The 22,166-nt window shown below is 66.6% G+C and carries 24 protein-coding genes; 18 read left to right on the top strand and 6 right to left on the bottom strand.

What is annotated here, in order from left to right:
* The first annotated feature begins 1 nt into the window (after position 1).
* The 12 genes from A5646_RS15505 (at position 2) to A5646_RS15450 (ending at position 11,808) form a co-directional block, all read left to right on the top strand.
* Complete coding sequence (locus tag A5646_RS15505) at positions 2 to 859, top strand: ABC transporter permease (RefSeq protein WP_066861142.1); 858 nt, start codon at positions 2 to 4, stop codon at positions 857 to 859.
* The gene (locus tag A5646_RS15500) at positions 860 to 2,413 is read left to right on the top strand and encodes an MlaD family protein (RefSeq protein ID WP_066876498.1); all 1,554 of its coding nucleotides are present in this window, start codon (positions 860 to 862) and stop codon (positions 2,411 to 2,413) included.
* Positions 2,410 to 3,489, top strand: coding sequence for an MlaD family protein (locus tag A5646_RS15495; protein ID WP_067022458.1), 1,080 nt, complete (start codon positions 2,410 to 2,412; stop codon positions 3,487 to 3,489). The genes A5646_RS15500 and A5646_RS15495 overlap by 4 nt, the downstream gene beginning before the upstream one ends.
* Positions 3,482 to 4,528 (top strand): MCE family protein, encoded by a 1,047-nt coding sequence (locus tag A5646_RS15490; protein WP_067022456.1) that lies wholly within the window; start codon positions 3,482 to 3,484, stop codon positions 4,526 to 4,528. The genes A5646_RS15495 and A5646_RS15490 overlap by 8 nt, the downstream gene beginning before the upstream one ends.
* The gene (locus A5646_RS15485) at positions 4,525 to 5,640 is read left to right on the top strand and encodes an MCE family protein (RefSeq protein ID WP_066861154.1); all 1,116 of its coding nucleotides are present in this window, start codon (positions 4,525 to 4,527) and stop codon (positions 5,638 to 5,640) included. Before A5646_RS15490 ends, A5646_RS15485 begins: the two co-directional genes overlap by 4 nt.
* 2 nt (positions 5,641 to 5,642) lie before the next feature.
* On the top strand, positions 5,643 to 6,872 hold the full coding sequence (locus A5646_RS15480; RefSeq protein WP_066861157.1) for an MlaD family protein: 1,230 nt from the start codon (positions 5,643 to 5,645) through the stop codon (positions 6,870 to 6,872).
* Positions 6,869 to 8,119 (top strand): MlaD family protein, encoded by a 1,251-nt coding sequence (locus A5646_RS15475; protein WP_067022536.1) that lies wholly within the window; start codon positions 6,869 to 6,871, stop codon positions 8,117 to 8,119. The genes A5646_RS15480 and A5646_RS15475 overlap by 4 nt, the downstream gene beginning before the upstream one ends.
* A 37-nt stretch (positions 8,120 to 8,156) precedes the next feature.
* Positions 8,157 to 8,753, top strand: a complete 597-nt coding sequence (locus A5646_RS15470; RefSeq protein WP_067022454.1) for an Mce protein — start codon at positions 8,157 to 8,159, stop codon at positions 8,751 to 8,753.
* A 12-nt stretch (positions 8,754 to 8,765) separates the two neighbouring features.
* Positions 8,766 to 9,551, top strand: a complete 786-nt coding sequence (locus tag A5646_RS15465) for a mannan-binding family protein (protein ID WP_067022452.1) — start codon at positions 8,766 to 8,768, stop codon at positions 9,549 to 9,551.
* 129 nt (positions 9,552 to 9,680) lie between these two features.
* Entirely contained in the window at positions 9,681 to 10,943 is a 1,263-nt protein-coding gene (locus tag A5646_RS15460; RefSeq protein ID WP_067022450.1) for a TetR/AcrR family transcriptional regulator, read from the top strand.
* A 283-nt stretch (positions 10,944 to 11,226) separates the two neighbouring features.
* Positions 11,227 to 11,451, top strand: a complete 225-nt coding sequence (locus A5646_RS15455; RefSeq protein ID WP_066861264.1) for a hypothetical protein — start codon at positions 11,227 to 11,229, stop codon at positions 11,449 to 11,451.
* Positions 11,452 to 11,460: 9 nt separating this feature from the next.
* On the top strand, positions 11,461 to 11,808 hold the full coding sequence (locus A5646_RS15450; protein WP_067022448.1) for a hypothetical protein: 348 nt from the start codon (positions 11,461 to 11,463) through the stop codon (positions 11,806 to 11,808).
* Between the two features lie 30 nt (positions 11,809 to 11,838).
* Here the strand turns inward: A5646_RS15450 and A5646_RS29485 are convergent, their stop codons facing one another.
* The 3 genes from A5646_RS29485 to A5646_RS15440 all read right to left on the bottom strand — a co-directional run bounded on the left by A5646_RS29485 (position 11,839) and on the right by A5646_RS15440 (position 13,334).
* Positions 11,839 to 12,006, bottom strand: coding sequence for a hypothetical protein (locus A5646_RS29485; RefSeq protein ID WP_197499442.1), 168 nt, complete (start codon positions 12,004 to 12,006; stop codon positions 11,839 to 11,841).
* A gap of 123 nt (positions 12,007 to 12,129) precedes the next feature.
* Entirely contained in the window at positions 12,130 to 12,918 is a 789-nt protein-coding gene (locus tag A5646_RS15445; RefSeq protein ID WP_067022446.1) for a hypothetical protein, read from the bottom strand.
* Positions 12,915 to 13,334 carry a hypothetical protein gene (locus A5646_RS15440; RefSeq protein ID WP_067022444.1) on the bottom strand — a complete coding sequence of 140 codons (420 nt, stop codon included), beginning with the start codon at positions 13,332 to 13,334 and terminating at the stop codon, positions 12,915 to 12,917. Before A5646_RS15440 ends, A5646_RS15445 begins: the two co-directional genes overlap by 4 nt.
* Positions 13,335 to 13,405: 71 nt before the next feature.
* On the opposite strand from A5646_RS15440, the gene A5646_RS15435 reads away from it, so the two are divergent.
* From A5646_RS15435 to A5646_RS15425, 3 genes are read left to right on the top strand one after another with little or no spacing between them, the layout of a single operon-like run.
* Entirely contained in the window at positions 13,406 to 13,981 is a 576-nt protein-coding gene (locus A5646_RS15435; RefSeq protein WP_067022533.1) for a hypothetical protein, read from the top strand.
* Positions 13,978 to 14,283 carry a PE family protein gene (locus tag A5646_RS15430; RefSeq protein ID WP_067022442.1) on the top strand — a complete coding sequence of 102 codons (306 nt, stop codon included), beginning with the start codon at positions 13,978 to 13,980 and terminating at the stop codon, positions 14,281 to 14,283. The genes A5646_RS15435 and A5646_RS15430 overlap by 4 nt, the downstream gene beginning before the upstream one ends.
* 2 nt (positions 14,284 to 14,285) lie before the next feature.
* The gene (locus A5646_RS15425; RefSeq protein WP_369806946.1) at positions 14,286 to 15,899 is read left to right on the top strand and encodes a PPE family protein; all 1,614 of its coding nucleotides are present in this window, start codon (positions 14,286 to 14,288) and stop codon (positions 15,897 to 15,899) included.
* 20 nt (positions 15,900 to 15,919) lie between these two features.
* Here the strand turns inward: A5646_RS15425 and A5646_RS15420 are convergent, their stop codons facing one another.
* Both A5646_RS15420 and A5646_RS15415 read right to left on the bottom strand, forming a co-directional pair.
* Positions 15,920 to 16,606: a class I SAM-dependent methyltransferase gene (locus tag A5646_RS15420; RefSeq protein ID WP_067022440.1), complete on the bottom strand. Its 687-nt coding sequence runs from the start codon at positions 16,604 to 16,606 to the stop codon at positions 15,920 to 15,922.
* Positions 16,607 to 16,752: 146 nt separating this feature from the next.
* On the bottom strand, positions 16,753 to 17,652 hold the full coding sequence (locus A5646_RS15415; protein WP_067022528.1) for a class I SAM-dependent methyltransferase: 900 nt from the start codon (positions 17,650 to 17,652) through the stop codon (positions 16,753 to 16,755).
* Between the two features lie 120 nt (positions 17,653 to 17,772).
* Here A5646_RS15415 and A5646_RS15410 point away from each other — a divergent pair, with 120 nt between their 5' ends.
* Together A5646_RS15410 and A5646_RS15405 are read left to right on the top strand one after the other, a co-directional pair.
* Entirely contained in the window at positions 17,773 to 18,195 is a 423-nt protein-coding gene (locus tag A5646_RS15410; RefSeq protein WP_067022438.1) for a nitroreductase family deazaflavin-dependent oxidoreductase, read from the top strand.
* A gap of 323 nt (positions 18,196 to 18,518) precedes the next feature.
* Positions 18,519 to 20,027: a SulP family inorganic anion transporter gene (locus A5646_RS15405; protein WP_067022525.1), complete on the top strand. Its 1,509-nt coding sequence runs from the start codon at positions 18,519 to 18,521 to the stop codon at positions 20,025 to 20,027.
* Between the two features lie 10 nt (positions 20,028 to 20,037).
* On the opposite strand, the gene A5646_RS15400 is transcribed toward A5646_RS15405, so the two are convergent.
* Complete coding sequence (locus A5646_RS15400) at positions 20,038 to 20,895, bottom strand: LLM class F420-dependent oxidoreductase (protein WP_067022436.1); 858 nt, start codon at positions 20,893 to 20,895, stop codon at positions 20,038 to 20,040.
* Between the two features lie 285 nt (positions 20,896 to 21,180).
* Between A5646_RS15400 and A5646_RS15395 the strand changes: the two genes are divergently transcribed.
* On the top strand, positions 21,181 to 22,104 hold the full coding sequence (locus A5646_RS15395) for a 2-hydroxyacid dehydrogenase (RefSeq protein ID WP_369806948.1): 924 nt from the start codon (positions 21,181 to 21,183) through the stop codon (positions 22,102 to 22,104).
* Positions 22,105 to 22,166 lie beyond the last annotated feature (62 nt).

Below are 22,166 nucleotides of genomic sequence, written 5' to 3'. Positions count from 1 at the left end.
CATGACGGCGTCCGCCTATGTCCCCACCTTGGCCCGCCCCTTTGTCGGCGCCTATCGGGCCGCGGCCGCCCCGACAATGCGGCTGGGGCACATGCTGGTGTTCTTCGTGCGGGCCGTGCTCGCCGTGCCGTCCGTGCTGCGGCAGTACCGCACGGAATTCCTGCAACTGCTGTCCAACATCGCCTGGGGCAACGGCTCGATCGTGGTCGGCGGCGGCACGGCTGGCGTCGCGGTGGTGCTCGGCTTCACCGCTGGCGCTCTGGTCGCCGTGGAGGGATACAACTTCCTCAATCTGCTCGGCTTGGGCCCCGCGACCGGCATCATCTCATCGCTGGTCAACACCCGCGAGCTGGCGCCGATCATGGCTTCGCTGGCCTTCGCGATGCAGGCCGGCTGCCGCTTCACCGCGCAGCTGGGTGCCATGCGCATCGCCGAAGAGATCGATGCCCTGGAATCGTTGGCCATCCGCCCCATCCCGTTCCTGGTCACGACGCGGCTGATGGCCTCTGTCATCGCGGTCATCCCGCTTTACATCGCGTGCCTGGCGGTGACGTACCTGACGTGTCAGGTGGTCGCCGAGGTGATCAGCGGTGGCTCCATCGGTCCGTACCTGCACTACTTCACGATGATGCTGAATGCCAAGGACATTGCCTATTCCGTGCTCAAATGCGTTGTCTTCGTGTGGCTGTCCTCCACCGTGCAGTGCTACTACGGCTTCTACGCCGCGGGCGGGCCCGAGGGCGTGGGAGTGGCCGCCGGGCACGCCATGCGGGCCAGCATCACCGTCGTGATCATGGTCAACATGTTGCTCACCATGGCGCTGTGGAGCATCGACGCCGGCGCGAGATTCGGTGGCTGAATGCCGAATTCGCTAGATTTCGACGGCCGGGGACCCTCCGATCACCAGCTGCTGGCCATGGGCGCCACGGTGCTGCTGATCGCGGGACTCATCACGGGCGCCCTCTTGTTGAAATCCACCGGAAAACTCAATGACTACGTCCGCGTGGTCGCCGAGCTGACGAACGTGGGCGACGGCCTGCCCGCCCGCTCGGACGTGAAGTATCACGGGCTGCTCGTCGGCGCCGTCGACAACGTCGTCCCGGCGGCATACGGCAAACCCAACTATGTGCAGATCAACCTCAAACCCGAATACGCCAAGGACATTCCGGGCGCGGTGACCGCGCGCGTGGTGCCCAGCAATGTGTTCGCGGTGTCGTCGGTGCAACTCGTCGACGGCGGACCAGGTTCGAGCATCCGCAGCGGGGCGCGAATCCCCGAAGACCAGCAGCTTTCGACGGTGATCTTCCAGACGACGATCAGCAAGCTGCGTGACATCCTCGCCGCAACCGGCCGGGGCCGCGAGGACCACAGCGTGGGACTTCTGGCCGCCGTGGCGGCCGCCACCAACAACCGCCGGAGTGCGCTACTCACCGCCGGCGCGCAATTGACTCGCGTGCTCGACGAGCTCAACTCCATCGTCGCCACCGATCCCGGGCCGACCACGGTCTCCGCGCTGTTGGATGCCACCCGGGGTCTGCAGTCCACGGCACCCGAGCTTGTCGATGTGCTGCATGATGCGGTCAAACCGATGCAGACGCTGGCCGAAAAGCGGGAGCAATTTCGCTCGCTGGTCACCGGTTCACATCACACCATCGGGGTCAACCGCCAAGCGTTCGACAACCACACCGATCAGCTGATCGAGATGACACAGAACCTCACACCGGTCCTGGGCGTATTCGCCTTGCACAGCGACAAGTTCGTGCCCATCTTCACTCGATTGAACCGGTTGTCCGACAAGTTCTTCGAAGAGGTATGGGATCCCGAACTCGACACCGGAAACATGCGGGTCAATCTGGCGCTGACACCGAGCTACACCTACACCCGCGCCGACTGCCCGCGGTACGGCCAGTTGCTGGGGCCCAGCTGTTATACCGCCCCGACCATCGCGGTCCGGCCCGACCTGCCCGAGGTTCTGCTACCGCAGAACTATCACCCGCCAGCGGATCTGGCGCCGCCCCCGGGCACCCAGGTTGGGCCCGACGGCAACCTCGTTCCGGTCGGACCGCCCCTGTACAACCCGAACCCCAGCCTGCAAGACCCCAACCCGCCCTTACCGTGGTGGCCGTGGCCCATCGGTCCGGCGCCCCGGGTCCCGGGAACCGCCGATCCCGATGACGCGCCGCCGCCTCCGCCGGGGCCGAACCCCGGCCCACCCGGCGCGGTCGCGCCGTCGGGATTCGGCGGCAACGTCGGACCCGTTGGCAGCCAACACGAACGCGACCAGCTGGGCTTGATCACCGGGCAGGGACACTCGGCGTCGGTGGCGACCCAACTGCTGCTCGGCCCGGTGGCGCGCGGTACGTCCGTCTCGTTGAAACCCGCGCAACCACAACCGGTAGGCGGACCGAAGTGAAGGTACGGGGGCCGTTGATCGGGCTGTCGATCTTCATGGCGATCGCCATCGCCGTGACGTGGATGGTGTACGCCACCCTCCGGCGTGACGTGGCCGGTCCGACCACGCCGTACGCGGCGATGTTCACCGACGTCTACGGATTGCGCATCGGTGACGACGTCCGAATGGCCGGCGTGCGTGTCGGGCGCGTCGAAAACATCGAGCTCACCGGCAAACTGGCGAAGGTCTCGTTCATCGTCGAAAACGATCAGCATCTCTACGGGAACACCGTGGCATCGGTGACCTACCAGAACATCATCGGCCAGCGGTACCTGGGCCTGTCGCTGGGCGAGATCGGCAACAGGGCAAGACTTTCCGCAGGAAGCGTGATACCGGTGCAGCAGACGGACCCCTCGTTTGACGTCGGCAAGCTGCTCAACGGTTTCGAGCCGCTGTTCACCCTGCTCAACGCCAAGGACGCCGACGACCTCACCAAGGGCGTCCTGCAGTCGCTGCAAGGCGATCAGGCATCGATCCCGCTACTGGTGCAGCAGACCTCGACGATCACCCGAACGCTGTCCGCCCGCGATCAATCCCTGGGCGATCTGATCAGCAACCTCACGAAGGTCACCGACACCGTCGCCCGCGAGAACGACGACCTCGACCGTGCACTCGACCAAACCCGCGATGCGGTGGCCAATTTTGACAACCGCCGCGCGGGGCTACAGGACTCGGTGGGTTCGATCGCTCGGGTGACCCGTCGGCTCTCGGCGATCGCCGACGACGTGGACCCGTCGTTGAACGAACTGATCACCCGAGAGCCCGGGTTCAGCAAGCACATGGTCGGCATCGAACCCCAGCTGGCCTTCACCGGAGACAACCTGCCGCTGCTGCTCAAGGGTTTCGCGCGCGCCGTCAGCGAGGGCTCCTACGGCAACGCCTACGCGTGCGACCTGAACGCGACCGGCTTCTTCCCGGGGCTCAACGACATCACGACATTCATCGTCAACGCGGCCACCCCCGGCAACGCCTACCCGATCACCACAAAGAACATGGGGTGGCATACCCCGCGATGCAGGAACATGGCCAATGGCTGACTCGCTCAGGGCCCGGTGGTCGCGGCGTCGTCCGCTCGAGTCATACAACAGGACCTGGCTGGGGCTGGCGGGATTGGCGCTGGTCGCCGTCCTCGTCGCGGTGTCGCTGGGAATCAAGCTGCTCGGCATCGGCTACACCCACTACACCGCCGAATTCCTGCAGGCCGCCACGCTTCGACCCGGCAACCCGATCACCGTCGCCGGCATCGAGGTCGGACACGTCACCAGCATGAAGCTCGACGGCGATCACGTCGAAGCCGGACTGAGCGTGCGCGACAACATCACCCTCGGCAAGAACACCCGCGCGGTGATCAAGGTGATGACCATCCTGGGTTCGCGCTACCTCGAGCTGGTTCCCGACGGCCCGGGCTCGCTGCCGGCCAGGACGATCAGCCTGAGCCACACCGAGGTGCCCTACGACCTGCAGTCACTACTCGAGGACGCCACCACCACGTTCGAGCAGGTCGATTCCGACCAGTTCGCGCAGTCGCTCGCGGTGCTGGGCAAGCAGCTTGGCGGCGTACCGCCACTGATACCGCAGGCCGTCGCGAATCTGCAGACCCTGTCGACCATCACCGCGGACCGTCGGGGCCAACTCGGCACGCTACTGAAAAGCACTCAGCGAGTAGTCAATACCCTGCGGCGCCAGCAGACCAACATCGGCCATCTGATGGATCAGGGCCAGGATCTGCTTGGGCACCTGGTGGCCCGGGAGGCCACCTTTCACGCCATGTTCGCCGGACTGACGGACCTCGTCGACCAGCTCGACAAGATCGTCGTCAACAACCGGCCGCTGCTCGACGAGCTGTTCGCAAACCTGCACCAGCTGACGAACATGGTCGGCCAGCACGACGACTTGCTGCGAAACCTGTTGCAAGTCGCCCCCGTGGCCCTGCGCGGTCTGACCAACGCGACCGGCTATGGGCCGGTCGTCGAGTTCAACCTTCCCAATGGTCTCGCCATCGATTCATGGATGTGTGCCATCAGCGGTCGCGCCAAAGAGTTCAAGATGATCCAGTACCTCAAGGACTGCAAATGACCACCGGCAGGCGCAAACTCATCGCCGTAAGTGTCGCGGTCGCGGCGCTGGCCGCCATCGCCGTAGGGCTGGTCGGCCACTACGTGAAGTCGCGCCTGGACACCATGACGGTGATCGCGCAATTCGACAGCGCCGCTGGGCTTTACGAGGGGAACGTGGTGGCGGTGCTGGGCATGCCGGTGGGTAAGGTCAGCAAGGTCACGTCCAAGGGCAGCTACGTCGAGGCCGAGTTGACGGTGGACAAGAAGGTCAAGATCCCGGCGGCCGCCCGCGCCGTCACCATCACGACCTCCATCCTCACCGACCGGCAGGTGGAACTCACTCCGCCCTACCGAGGCGGCCCGGTGCTGAAGAACCACGACACGATCGGACTCACCCGAACCAAGACGCCGGTGGCTTTCGACCGCGTGCTGGACATGCTCGACAAGGTGTCCAAATCGCTGAAGGGCGACGGAAGGGGTGGGGGCCCCGTCGCCGACCTGAGTGATTCCGCGGTCGCCATCACCGACGGCAACGGCAAGAAGATCCTGTCCGCTCTCGACCAACTCTCCAACGCCCTGCGGCTCAGCTCCGAGCGGGGCGGGACCACCCGCGAGCAGTTGACCACGATTATCACCGACCTCAGCTCGATCACCGAGGCCGCCGCCCGCAACGACACCAAAGTGCGTCAATTCGGCTCGACCACACGCCAACTCAGCCAGATGCTCGCCGACGAGAAGTTCGGCACCGGCGCCACCGGACGGACCATCAACCGCATCCTCGAGGAAGTCACCACGCTGATCGAGCAGAACCGGGACAACCTCAAGCAGGCGGTCCGCAACGGCGACACCGTCGCCAAGACGATCGTCGAGGACCAGCGCGGAGTGTCCGAGATGCTCGACGTGCTCCCGATGACACTGGAAAACCTCTACAACACCGTCGATCGGAACAACGGCGCGATCCGCGTGCACGGGCTGCTGGACAAGGCCCTCACCGACAGCCAGTCCGCCAAGGAGCTCTGCAATCTCATGCACTTGCGTCAACTCGGTTGCAGCACAGGCACACTGCAAGACTACGGACCCGATTTCGGCCTGACCTACATTCTCGACGGCCTCTCGGCGATGGGGCAGTAGCGATGAACGTCGTCAAGCACAAATTGGTAGTGGCGCTCAGCGCAGCCATGGTCAGTTCCGGGTGCGCCACCAACGGGCTATCCAGCCTGCCGCTGCCCGCGCCGGGGATCGGCAATGGCGGATACCTGCTCAACGCGGTCTTCTCCAACGCGCTGAACCTTCCAGCCCATGCGAAAGTCAAACTCGCCGGCGCCGACGTCGGGCAACTCGAATCGATGGTCGCGCGCAACTACACCGCGGTCACCACCCTGCGCATCATGGACGGCGTGCGGGTGCCGGCCGGCAGCACCGCAGAACTGCGGTCGGCGACACCGCTCGGCGACGTGTTCGTCGCGATCAAGCCACCGACCCCGATGGATCCCCGCGCGCCGCTGCTGAAAAGCGGCGACACCATCGGGCTGCCTGCGACCCGTGCCGCCGCCACCGTGGAAAGCGTGCTGAGCTCGGCCGCGCTGCTGGTCAACGGCGGCGCGGTCCGCAACTTCACCAACATCGTCAACGGCGCGGGCAAGGCGACCGGTGATCAGGGACGCGCGTTCGGCGACTTGATCAACCGGACCAATCTGCTGTTGAGCAAGCTCAATTCGCGCTCCGAGCAGATCGATGCGGCGGTGACCGAAACGGCCGAACTCGCCGACCGGCTGGATCAGAAGAACCAGGCGCTCTCCGAAATTCTGCAAGCCGTCGGCCCGGCAACCAACGTGTTGTCCAGCAACGCCGACGAAATCGCCGACGTGGTAGACGAACTCGGCGCCACGACCCATCAGCTGTCCAAATTCCCGTCGATCGCGGGCACCGACAAGACGGGCCGCAGCGTAATAAAGGACGCCAACACGATCGCCGCCGCATGGAACGACGTCGTGTTGAGCCCCGATACCAGCCTCGCCGGCCTCAACAGGCTGATCCCGCCGTTCGTGAAAGCCACGCCCAGCGACGCGATTTCGGTGCGCGGCAGCTTCGACCGGCTGGTGATGGGCTCGCGGCCGGGCACCGGGGCGGAGACGGGGGGATTCAAGGGTGATCCCGTGTTCCACGGACCGATGCGCCGCGACTGGAACTACATGATCGGGTCCATCAAATACGTCCTGTGGCGCCTACAGGAACGGGTCGTCGGCCGCGGCCCGCAGACACCGATGGGCCAAAGCCCTTGGACGCCGGTCGGTCCGCCGCTTCCACCGGCACCCGCCGGTCAAGCGCCGCCGGATCCCATGATTCCGGAACCACCGCGGTGATCGACACCCTCGGCCGGTTCATCGTCGCCGCGGTCAAAGCGGGACACCGGCGGCGCGCGTGGCTGTCCGGCCTTGCCCTGGCTCTGACCCTCGTCGTCGGCGTGACCTACCTGGCGATCGGGGCGCTGCGGATCAACCCCTTCGAGTCGACCTACCGAGTCACCATCCGGCTGCCCGAATCCGGTGGGCTGCTGGCCAATCAAGACGTAGCGGTCCGGGGGATCCGGGTCGGGCGCATCCAATCGCTGCGGCCCGTACCCACCGGCGTCGAGGTGATCGCGAATATCAATGCGAATACCAGGATCCCCGCCGCCAGCCCGGTCCGGGTTTCCGGATTGTCCCCTGCGGGCGAGCAGTACATCGATTTCGAGCCCGCATCCAACGCCGGCCCGTTCCTGTCGAACGGCAGCGTGATCGGCCCACAGCACACGACCACGCCGATTCCGCTGTCGCAAGTGCTCGCCGACGCCGACGGCCTGCTGGCCCAAACCGACCCGAAGAAGCTCGAAATCGTCAAGCGCGAACTGAGTTTGAGCAAGGATGGGCCGCAGAAGCTCACCGACATCATCGACGGTGCCACCTTCCTGCTGTCGACGATGGACCCGGTGCTGCCGCAGACCGTGACCATGCTCAAGACCAGCCGGGTGGTCCTGACGACACTGTCGGACAAGAACGCCGGGTTGGGTGCGACGTCCCGCAATATCGGGGACCTCATGACCGGCGTGAACAAGATGGACGGCGGCTACCGCAGATTCGTCGATCGAACCCCGCACGCCCTGTCCTCGGTGGACAACCTGTTCGACGACAACTCCGACACCATGGTCGGGTTACTGGCCAATCTGGTCACCACCGCGCGGATCGTCTATCTCCGCGTGCCGGCGCTGAACGCGGTCTTCCCCGACTATCGCGGCTCGACACTCGAGGCCCTGATGACGACCATGCACGAGCATGGGCTGTGGGCGACCGCCGACATCTACCCGCGTTACACCTGCGATTACGGCACCCCGCGGCGGCCGTCGTCATCGGCGGACTACCCCGAGCCCTTCCTGTACACCTACTGCCGAGACGACGACCCCCAGGTATTGATCCGGGGGGCCAAGAATGCGCCCCGACCGGGCGGCGACGACACCGCGGGGCCGCCCCCCGGCGCCGACCTCGGCCAGACCGCCGATCCAACACCCAAGGGACGCTTCACCATTCCCACGCCCTACGGCGGACCGACCCTGCCGATCGAACCGCCCCACTAAGCCCACGAGCCCTTCACCACCGCAAGGAGACACCGCCGTGACACTAACCGCCGACCACGACTGCAGTACGAGCGAAGACACCGAGACCCCGCCTGACGACCAGCCGGAAGCCTCCGCGAACGCCGACGGGCAGGACGCGAAAGGCCGCACCTGGCGATGGAAACATCGGGGCCGCATCGCGGTTGTCGCCGCCGTCTACGCCGGGGCGTTCGTCCTCGCCGGTGGGTTGGGCTGGAAGCTGTGGGACGAGCACGCGGTGGACCAGGCCGGGCAGGCGGCCCAGCGGACCGCGATCGACTACGCCCAGGTGCTCACCAGTATCGACTCCGGCCAGGTCGACCAGAACTTCTCGGCCGTACTCAACGGGGCCACAGGCGATTTCAAGGAGACGTACACCAAAGCCAGCGCCCAGCTTCGGCAACTGCTCATCGACAACAAGGCCGCAGCCCATGGCACCGTCGTGGATTCGGCGATTCAATCGGAGAGCAAAACCAAGGTGGTGGTGTTGTTGATGGTCGACCAAACCGTCAGCAACGCCGTGCGGCCCGACGGTCGGGTTGACCGAAGTCGGATGAAGATGACGATGGAAAACGTCGGCGGCCGCTGGCTGGCCAGCAAAGTCGAACTACCCTAGGGCGTTTCGGTCATGCGGTTGATTCGAGTCTCGGCCGGTGCGGCGCTGGTGGCCGCCGCGGTGTTGAGCGCACCGGCGGCATCGGCCTCGGCGCAGTCGTTTTGCGGCGAGCTCGGCGGCGATTGGGACGGGCAGTACTGCCACACGTCGGTGTTGTCCGAGCGAAAGGCGGTCCGCGACATCAAGATGGCGTTGCCCGGCGACCTGGTCGAGAACCCCACCAGTGGTCCACCCATCCGTGAATACCTGCGGAATTTGATGAACAACTGGCGCACCAAGGGCGCATCAATGGTCCAAGACAGCTGGGGCGAGGAGAACTATCAGGTGTTCACCCATGGGCGCGCGCTCAGCGTGGCCTTCCACGAGGACTACCACGCCGACGGCCCGGCATTCAACAACGCCTATCGCACGTTCACCTTCGACATGGCCGGCGGTAGGCGGTTGCAGCTGGCCGACATCACCAAGCCGGGCCTCGACCCGCTGACCGCAATTCCACCGTTGGCCGAGCCGTCCATCCAGGACGCGCTCGACCATGCCGCACGGCAACACAATCCGGGAACGTATCCGTTCACCCTCGATCGGTGGACACCGGACAAGGTCTTCTCGGGCGGCTACAAAGCCTGGGCGCTCACGCCCGACGAGCTGGTGCTGTACATGCCGGACTACCCGGTGGGACACGACTCGCCTATCCAGTACGGCCAATCGGAGCAATGGTCCATGGACGGAGGGGCCGTCGAGCCACACATTCCGCTCAGCGCACTGAGCTCGGTCCTGCGCCCGGAATTCGGCGGGGCGTAGCGGGGATAGACGTCTGATGACCTCGGGTAGGACGCCGCGCCCAGCGGCGCGCGGGAGGCTTGCCGGCTCCGCGATACCGCTTGTCGACCGATCGCCCCGACGGCCGCTGCTGCGGCTACGGTGATCTGTATGCCATCGGCTAGCCGCTCCTCCGCAGATCAAGTAAAGCGGCGCCCGAAGGACCGCAAGATCCAAATCGCCCGCGCCGCCACCGATGCATTCAGCGAGTTGGGCTATCACGCGGTCAGCATGGAAAACATCGCGGCGCGGGTCGGGATCTCCGCGGCCGCGCTGTACCGCCACTCGCAGGGCAAGTACGACCTGTTCCGCGAAGTCTTCTTGGCGCTGGGACAGCAACTGGTCGACGCCACTGCGTTCGCTGATGACCTGCCCGCCGATGGCGATCCCGAAGAGCAGCTCAGCGCGCTGGTCAGTGCGCTGATCGACTCCACGATCGTCAACCGCACCGCCGGCGGACTGTATCGCTGGGAGGGCCGCTACTTACGTGGCGACGATCAACACGCCCTGGCCGAACAGATCAAACTGATCAACCGGCGCCTGCAGCGTCCACTGATGAGGCTTCGCCCGAAACTCACGTCGCGGCAACGCTGGATCCTGTCGGCGGCCACCCTGAGCGTGATCGGCAGCATCACCGACCATCGGTCGCGGCTGGGCAATTCCGAGATCCGCGCGGCGCTGGCGGACATCTCGGCCGCGGTGTTGCGGGCCGACTTGCCAACCCAGCGCGGTCGCGGATCCGAGCAGCCGCGCACGGCGACGCTGACCAGCGCAGCCGGAACCTATGAACTTCTGTTGCACGAATCGATGCGTCTGTTCAACGAACGCGGCTATCGCGAGACCGGGATGGAAGACATCGCGGCGGCGGTGGGCATCCCGGTTGCCAGCATCTATCAGTACTTTCCGGGCAAGGCCAACATTCTGGCCGTCTATTACCGGCGTGCTGCCGACCAACTCTCCGGCGACCTGTCCAGCATCTTGGCCACCAGCGCCGACCCGGAACAGGCGCTCGCACAACTCATCGAGGCCTACGTCAGCCGCTCGTTCGCCAACCCCGAATTAGCCTGCGTCTACTACACCGAGCGGCACAACCTGCCCGACACCGACGCGGTACTGCTGTACAACATTCAGCGTTCCACCGTCGAATCCTGGGCCAGCCTCGCCGTCGCGGCCAGGCCGGAGCTCACGCTCGGCCGCGCGCGATACGCCGTCCACGCCGCGTTCGCCCTCGCGGTGGACACCGGCCGACTCGTCTACCCCGACGCCAGCGCGGCCGCCGGACTCACGGTGCGCCGCCTGATGGAGGTCACGCTGCTGGGACGACCGGTCGCAGCGCCTCGGAGCGCGCCACGCGGTGGCCGGCAGCGCCGCTGACATGCCGTTGCGGAAGCCCCGGCAAAGAATCTTCCCGCACTTGCTTCTTGGAAACAAACCGCTGCGATGCATCGAGCGCGAGCCGAACGCCCCTTTGCGCCACCATATCTGAGCGTTCGGCTGCTGCGTGACTGCGCCGCCGAATCGAGCGCAGCACTACCGAATCGCACGAATGGGCATTAACATGTATGGGTCTAGTCCGCACGCCGGGACGCGGTGGGTCCTTAGCACTTCGGTGTAGGTCGGCTTCGAACCCGGCAGCACCCGCGCGAAAGGCATGCCCATGCTCAGCAGGATCCGCTCAGTCCTGGAGTACCAACTGACCATCGCCGAGCTGCTGGGCCTGGGGATCCTGCTGGGGACGCCGTACCTGATCGTCGGCGTGATCTGGTCGAGCACCCACACCCAGCATCTGCACGACATGCACGGCGTCGACCTGGTGGTCTCATTCCTCGGCTCGATCGTCTCTTGGCCGGTGCTGCTTTTCGCCAACGTCTGCATGACCTAAGGGGGGCGCATGACCAACCGCGGGCCGCTGGTCGTCTCCGCTGCCGTGGTGTTGCTGGCCGGGGGGTTCTTCGCGCTGTACCTGCCGGTTTTCATCGACGCCTACGATCAGTTCGGCTGGCAAGTCAAGTGCGGCAGCGGCTTTGTCACCGATCTGGCCCAGGCGTCCAGCGCGGTCGGCGTGGGCGGCAAGTATGTCGACCAGTGCGATCACGCGCTCCTGATCCGGCGGTTATGGGCGATTCCCGCGGCGGCGCTGGGCGGGTTGACGCTGACGTGGCAGGCGGGCGTGGCGCTTGCCCACGACTACCGGCGGTCCACACCGGCGGTCCGGCAAACTGAACTACCTTGCCTCTAACGGGCTTTCGCCGAGCCAAGGTTGAGGCAACTAGCGGGTGCTCTCGTCCGGTAGGTCGTGCCGGGATTGGTGCAATCCGGGGCCGTTCGGATCCTCGTCCTGGTGCTCTAGCTGCTCCTGCAGCTTGCGCTGTTCCTCGGTTGCCTTTCGGGCGTCCTCGGGCGCCGCGGGCGGGTCGAAGTTGACTTGCTGATCCACCGAGATCTCCTCTGAACGTCTGAAATGCCTTTCGTCAGGTTCGCCCGAATGACGGCCGTTGAAACCCGCGCGCGGCCGCCGACGCCGATCGCGCAGCTCACGTGCACGGGATCGAGCGGGGAATCAATATTGTTTGACCACCGCGCGCGGTGCCGTTCGCCACGACCTGGCTCCGTCGCCCTGCGGTCGGGGCGGTTCGAGTAGCAACACGGCCAGCCCGTCGAGCAACACCGGCCGTACCCAGTCGCCCAGGTCGATCATCTCGCCCGGCCGCGGTTGGCGGAAAGCGTCGTCGCGCGCGAGGTCGATCGGGGTCACGTCGAATACGGTCTCGATGGTGGCCCGGTCGGGCAGCTTGCGGATTCCGGGCAACGTGATGAACAGTCCGTCGTTGCCCGACAGGTGCAGGCCGACGGCAGCGAGCGCGCCGGTCGTCCCCTCCCGGGTGCCGCCGTGGCCGGACAGGTGGATGCCGAGTGTCCTGGCGAGTTCGCGAGCCTCGTTGGCGCACAGTACTTCCCGTTTGGCGCGGAGACCGAAGTCGACCAGCCGCGCCGCGCTGCCGGCGAGTTCACCCGGAACGACGGCGGCGAGCCCCGGATCCGCATCGGGCGGGCACACCGTTTCCAGGAAGTGTCCGGCGAACTCGATGATCCCGGTGCGCACCGCGTGCGGATCACCGCCGGGGCTGCGCCAGGCCAGACACGCGCTCGAGTTATGGGACGTGTACGGGATCCGATCATCGACCAGCAGCTGATGTCTCGTGGCGCCCGCGGGTGAGCCGAGTCCGGCCGCCTGTAGCTCACGCAGCAGCGCGCGGGCCCGCCGGCCGGTGCCGGGGGTGTACGGGTTGTCGGTGTCATCGATGCCGATCAGCAGGTCGACACCGGCCAACGCGGTACCGGCGATCACGGGTTGACCACCAGGTCGGTGACGTCGCGAACCCACTGATCGCGGCTGAGCTTTGCGCCGGTGAGCTTGAGTGTGTGGCGTTTGGTGAAGCCGAGGATGGTCCGATCGTCGAGCTCGCCGGCCGTCAGGGTCTGGGCCGGGTCGCGCCCTTCCACCCGCACGCTGATGACCCCGGTAGCGCCCGCGGCGTCGAGGATCGAACGCACGCTGGGTCCCTGCTGCACGCGGTGTGATTGCGGCGTCGCGACCCGAACCTGGGGCAGCTGCTCGAGTCGCGACAGGGTGAATCGGTCGAGCACCCGGTGGTTGTTCTGCACGACGAGCTGGACCTCGGTCTCCGACGCGCCGCACGCCACGAGTCCCGCAGCCAGGGCGAAAACCGCAACCGCCCGAGTCAGAAGCGTATTGCTGCGCATTTACGGGTCCTATCCTGTGAATTCGCCGTAAATGAGGATTAGTGTAGATGCTCGCGGCTTATGATCTGCGCATGACCGTGCTGATGCGCCCAACGGCCGGATCCACCGCCGTCCGCGAGGTGGCATTTCCGCTGGTTGCGGTCGCCGCCATCGTCGCGTCGACCGACATCCGGATACCCCTGGGGCTGCCCGGTCACCGCGGGCTGATCTGGCTGACCCTGCTGGTGGCGGTCGCGCTGGTGACGGCGCGACGCGAGACGGTGCTGGCGGTCGGCGCGGCGTCATCGATTACGGCGCTGCCGATCCATGGATTGAGCGATCCACTGTGGAGCAGTCGCTATGGGGCCGCGGCGGCGTTGCTGTTTACGGTGGGTTTCGTTCCGGTGGTGCGGTTACATCGGTGGTTACTGGCGCTGGCCGCCGCGCCCATTCACCTTGTCGCGCTTGCCAGTTCGGTCGCCTCAGGGCGCGCCATGTCGGCGTGGGTATCGACCGGAATGCTCGAGCGGGCGGCGTGGCACCTGATCTTCGGATTCGTAGCCGGTGTGCTCGCCTGGGTGGTGGCCCTGGGTGTGGGTTGGCCGCCTGCGGCCAGGGCGGCCGGCGCCGGTTCGGCGACAAAACGACACAAGGAGCGGCCGCTATGACGCTGCGAGTTATCCCCGAGGGCCTGGCCGCGACGAGCGCGGCGGTCGACGCGATCACCGCTGCGCTGGCGGCCGCGCACGCGGCGGCGGCGCCGGTGGTCTCGCTGGTGGTCCCACCGGCGGCCGATCCCGTGTCGCTGGCGGCCGCCGCCGTGTTCAGCGAGCGGGGAAGCCACCACTCGGCCGCGGCGGCCAAGGGCGTCGAGGTGTTGGGTCGAGCCGGGTTGGGCGTGAGTCTGGCCGGCGTCGGTTACGCCGCCGGCGACGCGGCGGGTGCGTCAACCTATCTGGGCGCAGGCTGACGATGACCGCGCCGGTGTGGATGGCCCTTCCGCCGGAGGTGCATTCTGCGCTGTTGAGCAACGGACCGGGGCCGGGCCCCTTGCTGGCGGCCGCAGCGACGTGGACGGCGTTGAGCGCCCAATATGATTCGGCGGCAACGGAGTTGACTTCCGTATTGACCGGCTCGGTTCCGGTGTGGGAGGGCCCGACGGCCGACAGCTACGTCGCCGCGCACATGCCGTATTTGGCGTGGCTGCAGCTGGCCGGCGCGCTGAGCGCCGAGGCGGCCGCTCAACACCAGGGGGTGGCCACCGCATACACCGCCGCGTTGGCCGCGATGCCCACGCTGCCGGAGTTGGCCGCCAACCATGCGACGCACACGGCCTTGGTGGCGACGAATTTCTTTGGCGTCAACACCATTCCGATTGCGCTCAACGAGGCCGACTACGCGCGGATGTGGACCCAGGCGGCCACCACCATGACCACCTACCAGGCGACGACCGCGGCGGTGCAGATGAGCAGCGCCGCCGGAGCGGGCACCGGGGGTAAGGCGGGCAGCGGCTCCGGCACGGGCACCGGAACCGGAACGGGAAGCGGCACCGGCACTGGGACCGGCGGCGGTGGAGGCGGCGGCACGGGTTCCTTCCAATTGCCCACGCCCGAAGAGATCTGGGAAATGCTGTTCGGGCCCGACGGTGAGCAGATCCCCGGGCAGGGCCAACCCAACTGGAGTCCATCGGAGTACCTGCAGAACCTGGGCAACTTCTTCAACGGCAACGCCCAGGCGGTGGCCTGGCTACAGCAGAACCTTTCCGGCCTGCTCAACCCGTCCCAATTCCCGGCTCTGATCAACTATTTCATCGCGTGGCAGACCTACCGGATCATCAACTGGACGATCCGGACACTGCGCTTCATTCTCCAGGAACTGCCGCTGCTGCTGCAGGTCGGTTTGAGCCTGTCGATCACCAGCCTGGGAGGCCTGGCCGGCCTGGCGGGCTTGGCGGGCCTGGCCGGGCTGGCCGCGCCGGCCGGCGCTCCCGCTCCTGCCGTGCCGCAGCCCGCGGTGATGGGCGTGCAACCGCCGGCGGTATCGGCCGCTGCGGTGACGGCGCCCATGGCCCCGGCCGGCCCGGTAGCAACGGCGACGTCGATGGCGTCGACCCCGGCGCCCACGGCTTCGGCGGCTGTGCCGCCCGCGGCTCCACCCACACCACCCGCCCCGGTGACCGGATCCGAGGGCTTCGGTTACCTGGTGGGCAACGTTGGGCTCGGTATGGAATCGACGGCGCAGACCCGGGCCCACAACGCGGCGCCCGCCACGCAGAACGCGGCGTCGGCCGCCGGGGTGGCCGCGGCGGAGCAGCACCATGGACGCTCACGCCGGCGCCCGCGCTCGGTCGTCGACCCCGGATACCGCTACGAATTCATCGAGGCCGATGACGAGACGGCCGCCGCGGCTGCACCGGCGTCGTCCGCTCGGCACCTGCCCTCGGAATCCGGCGCCTCGGCACGGGGCTTCGCCGGGACGCTACCTCGGCCTGACCTGCGGGCAGCCGGCCTGATTACGTTGGGCGACAACGACTCCGGCGACGGCGCGCGCACGCCGATGCTGCCGGAGGGGTGGGACGGCCCGTAGGCCGCGCGGCCCGGTCCGCGTCAGCCGAGGTGCGCGGACAGTAACCAGGCGCCCACGGACTTGCGACCGTTGTCCTCATCGCGAATGTCGGCGGCGAAGTCCTGGAAGCCGGACAGGAAGCTTTCGGGCACGTTGGCGTGGATGCGGGCCGGCCGGATCTCGTCGATCACCCAGTACTTCGAGACCACCTCGCGCAGCTCATCTTCGGTCACCGCATTGACCGGCCCGTTGGCAGGCATCGCGGCGCGGTCGAAGACGAGCACAAAGTAGGAGGCGCCCGGCGCTGCGGCCCGCGCGATCGACTGCTGGTAGCCCTCACGCAGTTCGACCGGCATCGAGTGGAAGAGCGTGCTGTCGACGATGGTTCCGAAGCGCCCGTCGTAGCCGGTGAAGGCGCTGATGTCCGCGACCTCGAAGGTGGCGCTGGTGAGGCCCCGGCGGGCGGCTTTCTCGGTTGCCAACGCAATGGCGGTGGGGGATTGGTCCAGGCCCACGGTGGTGAAGCCTCGCTCGGCGAGGTACAGCGACACGGCCGCCTCGCCGCAACCGGCGTCGAGCACGTCGCCGTGGAATTTGCCATCGTTGATGAGGGCCGCGATCTCCGGCTGCGGCTCGCCGATGCTCCACGGCGGCCGGTTGCCCTCGCCCATTTCGGGAGCCTCGCCCCGGTAGGCGGATTCGAACATCTCTTGCGTCGGTTGGGTCATGCCACCGTTTATATCAACGGCACTGATATATGTCAATGACGCTGATATAGGGGGCGTGCGGTGGCACGGCGACGGAGGGATTGATTGGGGAACTGGCGCACCGACCGACCCCAGCTGCGCAGCAACCGAGGCCGTCGGGGGCTCAACTACTTGAGCGTCGCCGTCAGGTAGCCGGAAGCGTCGCCGAATGAGGCCAATTCGTCGTCGGGCACCGCGAACCCGTGTGCGGCAAACGCCTCCTCGGTTGTCCGTATATCGACGTCCCAGCCACGGGCGCCCAGGTATTCGGCGGCGGTGTTGCGCTCGCCGGTGTAGAACAGCTCGGCCAGATTGATGCTGGAGCTGATGCGCCGGGACCGCTCGGTCAGTTTCTGCGCCCAGTCCGAGGGGATGCTGCGCAGGTCCAGGTGTTCGGTGGCGATCCGGCTGCCCGGCGCCGAAACGGCCGCGATGTTGTCGAACAAGCGGTCCTGCGCCTCGGGCGGCAGGTAGACCAGCAGTCCCTCGGCGCTCCACGCGGTCGGCTGTGCAGGATCGAATCCGGCGGCGGTGAGGGCGGACGGCCAGTCTTCGCGCAGGTCGATCGACACCGTGCGGCGCTCCGCGCTGGGGGTGGCGCCCAGTTCGCCCAGCGTCCGCGTCTTGAACTCGATCACCTCAGGTTGGTCGATCTCGTACACGACGGTGCCCGCCGGCCAGGGCAGCCGATACGCCCGGGTGTCCAGCCCGGAAGCCAAGATCACCGCTTGCTTGATGCCCGATTCGGTCGCTTGAACGAAGAAGTCATCGAAGAACCGGGTCCGCACCGTGATCTGCTCTTTGACCGCCTGACGGTTCAGCAGCGGATCGTCGCTGCGGTCGAGCTGATTGTCGAGCAGCTTGATGAAGCTGTCGATGCCGACTGCGCGGACGAGGGGGTCGGCCCACGGGTCATTCAACGAAGCATCCGGTGGGCTGGAGGCGATCGCTCGCTGCGCGGCGACCGCGGTTGCCGTGGCTCCGACGCTGGAGGCCAGGTCCCAGGTGTCGTTCTCGGTGCGGGCCACACCCATCTCCTCTCCGCGACTGCGACGCGATTAGTTAGCTCATATAAGTTGACGACTCGACTGTACGCCTTAGTTGGACCCGGGGAATGGAGTCGCGGATCCGGGGTGTTCGGTCTAGGTATGGCTGACGAAATCGAGTTGAGCCCCAGGGGCTGGGTGCGCGACCAGACCGAACAGATCCTGAGTCAGGGCACCACCGACGGAGTCGAGGTTTTCGACCGGCCGATCGTGCTGCTGACCGTCACCGGGGCGAAGTCCGGCAAGCAGCGCTACGTGCCGTTGATGCGGGTCGAGAAGGACGGCCGCTATGTCATTGTCGCGTCGCACGGCGGCGCCCCCGAGCATCCGCTGTGGTACTTCAACCTGAAGGCGAATCCGGCCGTGACATTGCAGGATGGCGACAAGGTGCTCAGGTTGACAGCGCGCGAGCTCGACGGCGCCGAGCGCGAGGAGTGGTGGCAGCGGGCCGTTGAGGCCTTTCCGCCCTACGCGGATTACAAGACGAAAACGGCACGGCAAATCCCGGTTTTCGTTCTGGAGTAACCATTTTCCCTCGGCTGGCTGCGCTGCTTGCAATGGCCGCCGAAAAATTTGCATTCGATATGCGCCCGGCCCGTCCGGTTGACCCCTTTATCTCCGTCCACTTACCTTCGAACGCATAGGCCAGGCATCTCCAGCCGAACATCGACGTTCGTGGTATCTGTAACCGCCTGCGCCGCACGGCTTTACGAGTGATCATCCTGCCGTGACCGGGCGGATAGCTGAAAGCCCACCGCTAAAGACCAATTCGGGGAGGGCCGGTGCACAAGCTGGAAAAGCCAGGTCGACATGACCTGGAGGCGGTGGCTCCGTCCCGGCTCGATCGGATGCGAGAGACGCTCCGGTACGATCTGCCGGCCTCGTTGGTGGTTTTTCTGGTGGCGCTTCCGCTGTCACTAGGTATCGCGATCGCTTCGGACGCACCGGTTCTCGCGGGCTTGATCGCGGCGATCGTCGGAGGAGTGGTCGCCGGGTGGCTCGGCGGCTCACCACTGCAGGTGAGCGGTCCGGCCGCAGGGCTTACCGTGGTTGTCGCCGATCTGGTCGCCCAGTTCGGCTGGGCGATCACATGTTTCATCACCGTGATCGCAGGGATTCTGCAGGTCCTGTTGGGGTTCAGCAAGATTGCCCGGGCCGCACTGGCGATCTCGCCGGTCGTGGTGCACGCCATGCTGGCCGGCATCGGAATTACGATCGCCCTGCAGCAAGTTCATGTGCTACTGGGCGGCGCTTCGAAAAGCTCGGCGTGGAGCAACGTCACCGGATTGCCCGCCCAGATTCTGAGCGCACACCGCCCGGGAGTCGTGCTGGGATTGCTGGTGATCGCCATTCTGGTGGCCTGGCGCTGGGTTCCGGCGCGGGTGGCCAGTGTTCCGGGTCCACTGGTGGCGATCGTGACCGTCACCGCCATCTCGATGATCTTCCCGTTCCACGTGTCCCGGATCGTCTTGGAGGGCTCCGTCCTCGAGGCACTGCGGTTGCCGTCGCTGCCGCACGGCAATTGGGCAGCCGTCGTCATCGCCGTCATCACGGTCACATTGATCACCAGCGTGCAGAGTCTGCTGACCGCGGTGTCGATCGACCGGATGCACACCGGGGCGCGAACCGACTTCAACCGTGAGCTGATCGGGCAGGGCGCGGCCAACATCGCGTCGGGCGCCATCGGCGGGCTTCCCATCGCCGGTGTCATCGTGCGCAGCGCGGCCAACGTGAATGCCGGGGCGAAGACGCGTGCATCGACCATCCTGCATGGCATTTGGATATTGCTCTTCGCGGTGCCGTTCGCGGGGCTCGTCGAAAAGATTCCCACGGCGGCACTTGCCGGCCTGCTCATCGTCATCGGCATCGAGCTGCTGAAACCGGCGCATATCGAAACCGCCTTGCGCAACGGCGATCTCGCCGTCTACCTGGTGACCGTGGGCAGCGTCGTGTTCCTCAATCTGCTGCACGGCGTGATGATCGGGCTCGCGCTGGCCGTCGCCGTCACCGGATGGCGGGTGGTGCGCGCCAGGATCGAGGCCAAGCCCGTTGGTGACGGATGGCACGTCGTCGTCGAAGGCGCTTGCACCTTCCTGGCGCTGCCCCGGTTGACCGGCGTCCTGGCGTCGGTCCCCGAACGCACGTCGGTCACCATCCACCTGCTGACCAGCTATCTCGATCACGCGGCGCACCAAGCGATCAGCGACTGGCAGCGCCGCCACTGCGCTACGGGCGGGCAGGTCCATGTCCGCGACACGGTCGAGCCGACTGAGCCCGCGCCAAAGCGATCGAAAGCCGGCCGCCGCAACGCGCACCTGAGTTTGGTCGAGGAGTTGTCCGCGGCGGGAAGCCGGTAAAGCCGCGGTGCTATATGAGGTCGTCGGCAACCTGCTCGAGGGCGGCGAGGTGTTCGTCGACGTTCGCGAAGCCGGCCTTCATGGTGTTCACCGACAGGTGGCTGGCCCCGGCGGCCTTCCAGGCGGCGATGGCGGCGGCGAGCTTATCGCGGTCTTCGGTCCAGCTGACCCGGCCTTCCATGCCGAGGCTCTTCGGGTCGCGGCCCGCGGATTCGGCCGCGCGGCCCACCTGCTCGAGCGCGTGGTCGAGCCCGGGTCCGGGCTCGACCATGGGGAACCAACCGTCGCCGAGCCGACCGGCACGTTCGTATGCACGATCCGACGCGGCGCCGAACCACACCGGTATCGGCCGCTGGGTGGGCAGCGGGGCCAGGCCGGCCCCCGTCACGGTGTGGTACCGGCCGTTGAACGTGACCGACCGTTCGGTCCACAGCCTGCGCATGACCTCGACCTGTTCCTCGGAACGCTTGCCGCGGTTGATGAACGACTCGCCAAGCGCCTCGAATTCGACTGCGTTCCAACCCAATCCGATGCCGAGCCGGAAACGGCCACCGCTGAGCACATCCACCTCGGCGGCCTGTTTGGCCACCAGCACCGATTGGCGTTGCGGCAAGATGATGACACCGGTGACGAGTTCCAACGAGGTGACAGCAGCCAGGTAGCCGAACATGACGAACGGCTCGTGAAACGTCGAGTCGATGTCGTAGGGGCCCTGAAAGCCGTGATGCACCGTCGGGTCCGCGCCGACGACGTGGTCGTAGGCCAGGATGTGGGTGAACCCCAGTTCCTCGACGCGCTGACCGTACAAGCGCACGACGGCGGGGTCCGAGCCGAGCTCGGTTTGCGGAAAGACGACTCCGATACGCATTCGCTGTGCAACCGCGCGATAGCGGGATTGCTTCCCAGACGAAACTCCCGCGAGCCCGCGGGCCAGGGGTTTGGGGGCGGTGCCGGCTTCTCGCCTCTGGCGCAAGTGGTCGCTCGCAGCGACGGTTCTGGTGTGGTCCCCGGGGGAATGGCCGACACCGCCGCGCTGATCAACCACAGTCGTCGTCGGGATATTCCACCGCCGGCCGGCCGGCCCCGTGCCGCCGTCGAGGATGATGAAGTCGTGACGGCGAAGAAAGTCAGCGGGGTGCTCAGGGTCGGCGAGATGGAGCCGACGTTCGCAGCGGAGCTCTCCGCCCGGTATGAGATTCCGCAGCTGCCCGGCGGCCCCGACCGCACGCGGTTTTTGACCGTGCACGGAGCCGGTGTGCGCGTGCTGGTGACGTCGGGATCGCCCGGCGTCGATGCGGACACCATGGCGGCGTTGCCCAATCTGGAGGTCATCGTCAACAACGGGGCCGGCGTGGATCTCATCGATCTGGAGGCGGCCAAACGCCGCGGCATCGGCGTGAGCAATACGCCCGATGTGTTGTCGGACACAGTCGCCGACACCGCGGTGGGGCTGATCCTGATGACGCTGCGCCGTTTCGGCGCCGCCGACCGCTACGTGCGCGCTGGCCGATGGGCGCGCGAGGGCGCGTTTCCTTACGCCAGGGACGTCAGCGGCCTGCAGGTCGGCATCTTGGGACTGGGCCGGATCGGTTCGGCGATCGCGACCAGGTTGCTCGGATTCGACTGTGCCATTGCCTATCACAACCGCCACCGCATCGAGGGATCACCGTTCCGCTATGCCGATTCGCCCGTGGAGCTGGCCGAGTCGGTGGACGTCCTGGTCATCGCCACCACGGGTGACCGCAATGCGCACAAGTTGGTCGACCGCGCGGTGCTGCGGGCTCTGGGCCCCGAGGGTTACCTCATCAACATCGCCAGGGGCAGCGTGGTCGACGAGGACGCGCTGGTGGAATTGCTGGCCGCGGGCGAATTGGCGGGAGCGGGCCTGGACGTCTTCGCCGAAGAGCCACACGTACCGGCCGAATTGATCGGCCTGGACAACGTTGTGCTGCTGCCCCATATCGGCAGCGCCACCGCGCGGACCCGGCGGGCCATGGCCCTGCTGGCGATCCGCAATCTCGACAGCTACCTCAGCACGGGCGAACTGGTCACACCCGTCCTGTCGCCGCACCGCTAGCACCCGCCGCGACGCCGTGACCTGGTGATTCTGCGCGGCTATCGATCTGTGGCCGAAGCGAT

The organism is Mycobacterium sp. 1245499.0 (assembly GCF_001673615.1).
Taxonomy (GTDB): domain Bacteria; phylum Actinomycetota; class Actinomycetes; order Mycobacteriales; family Mycobacteriaceae; genus Mycobacterium; species Mycobacterium europaeum_A.
Note: the sequence above shows the minus strand (reverse complement) of the source record. Positions and strands in the feature narration are given on the sequence as shown.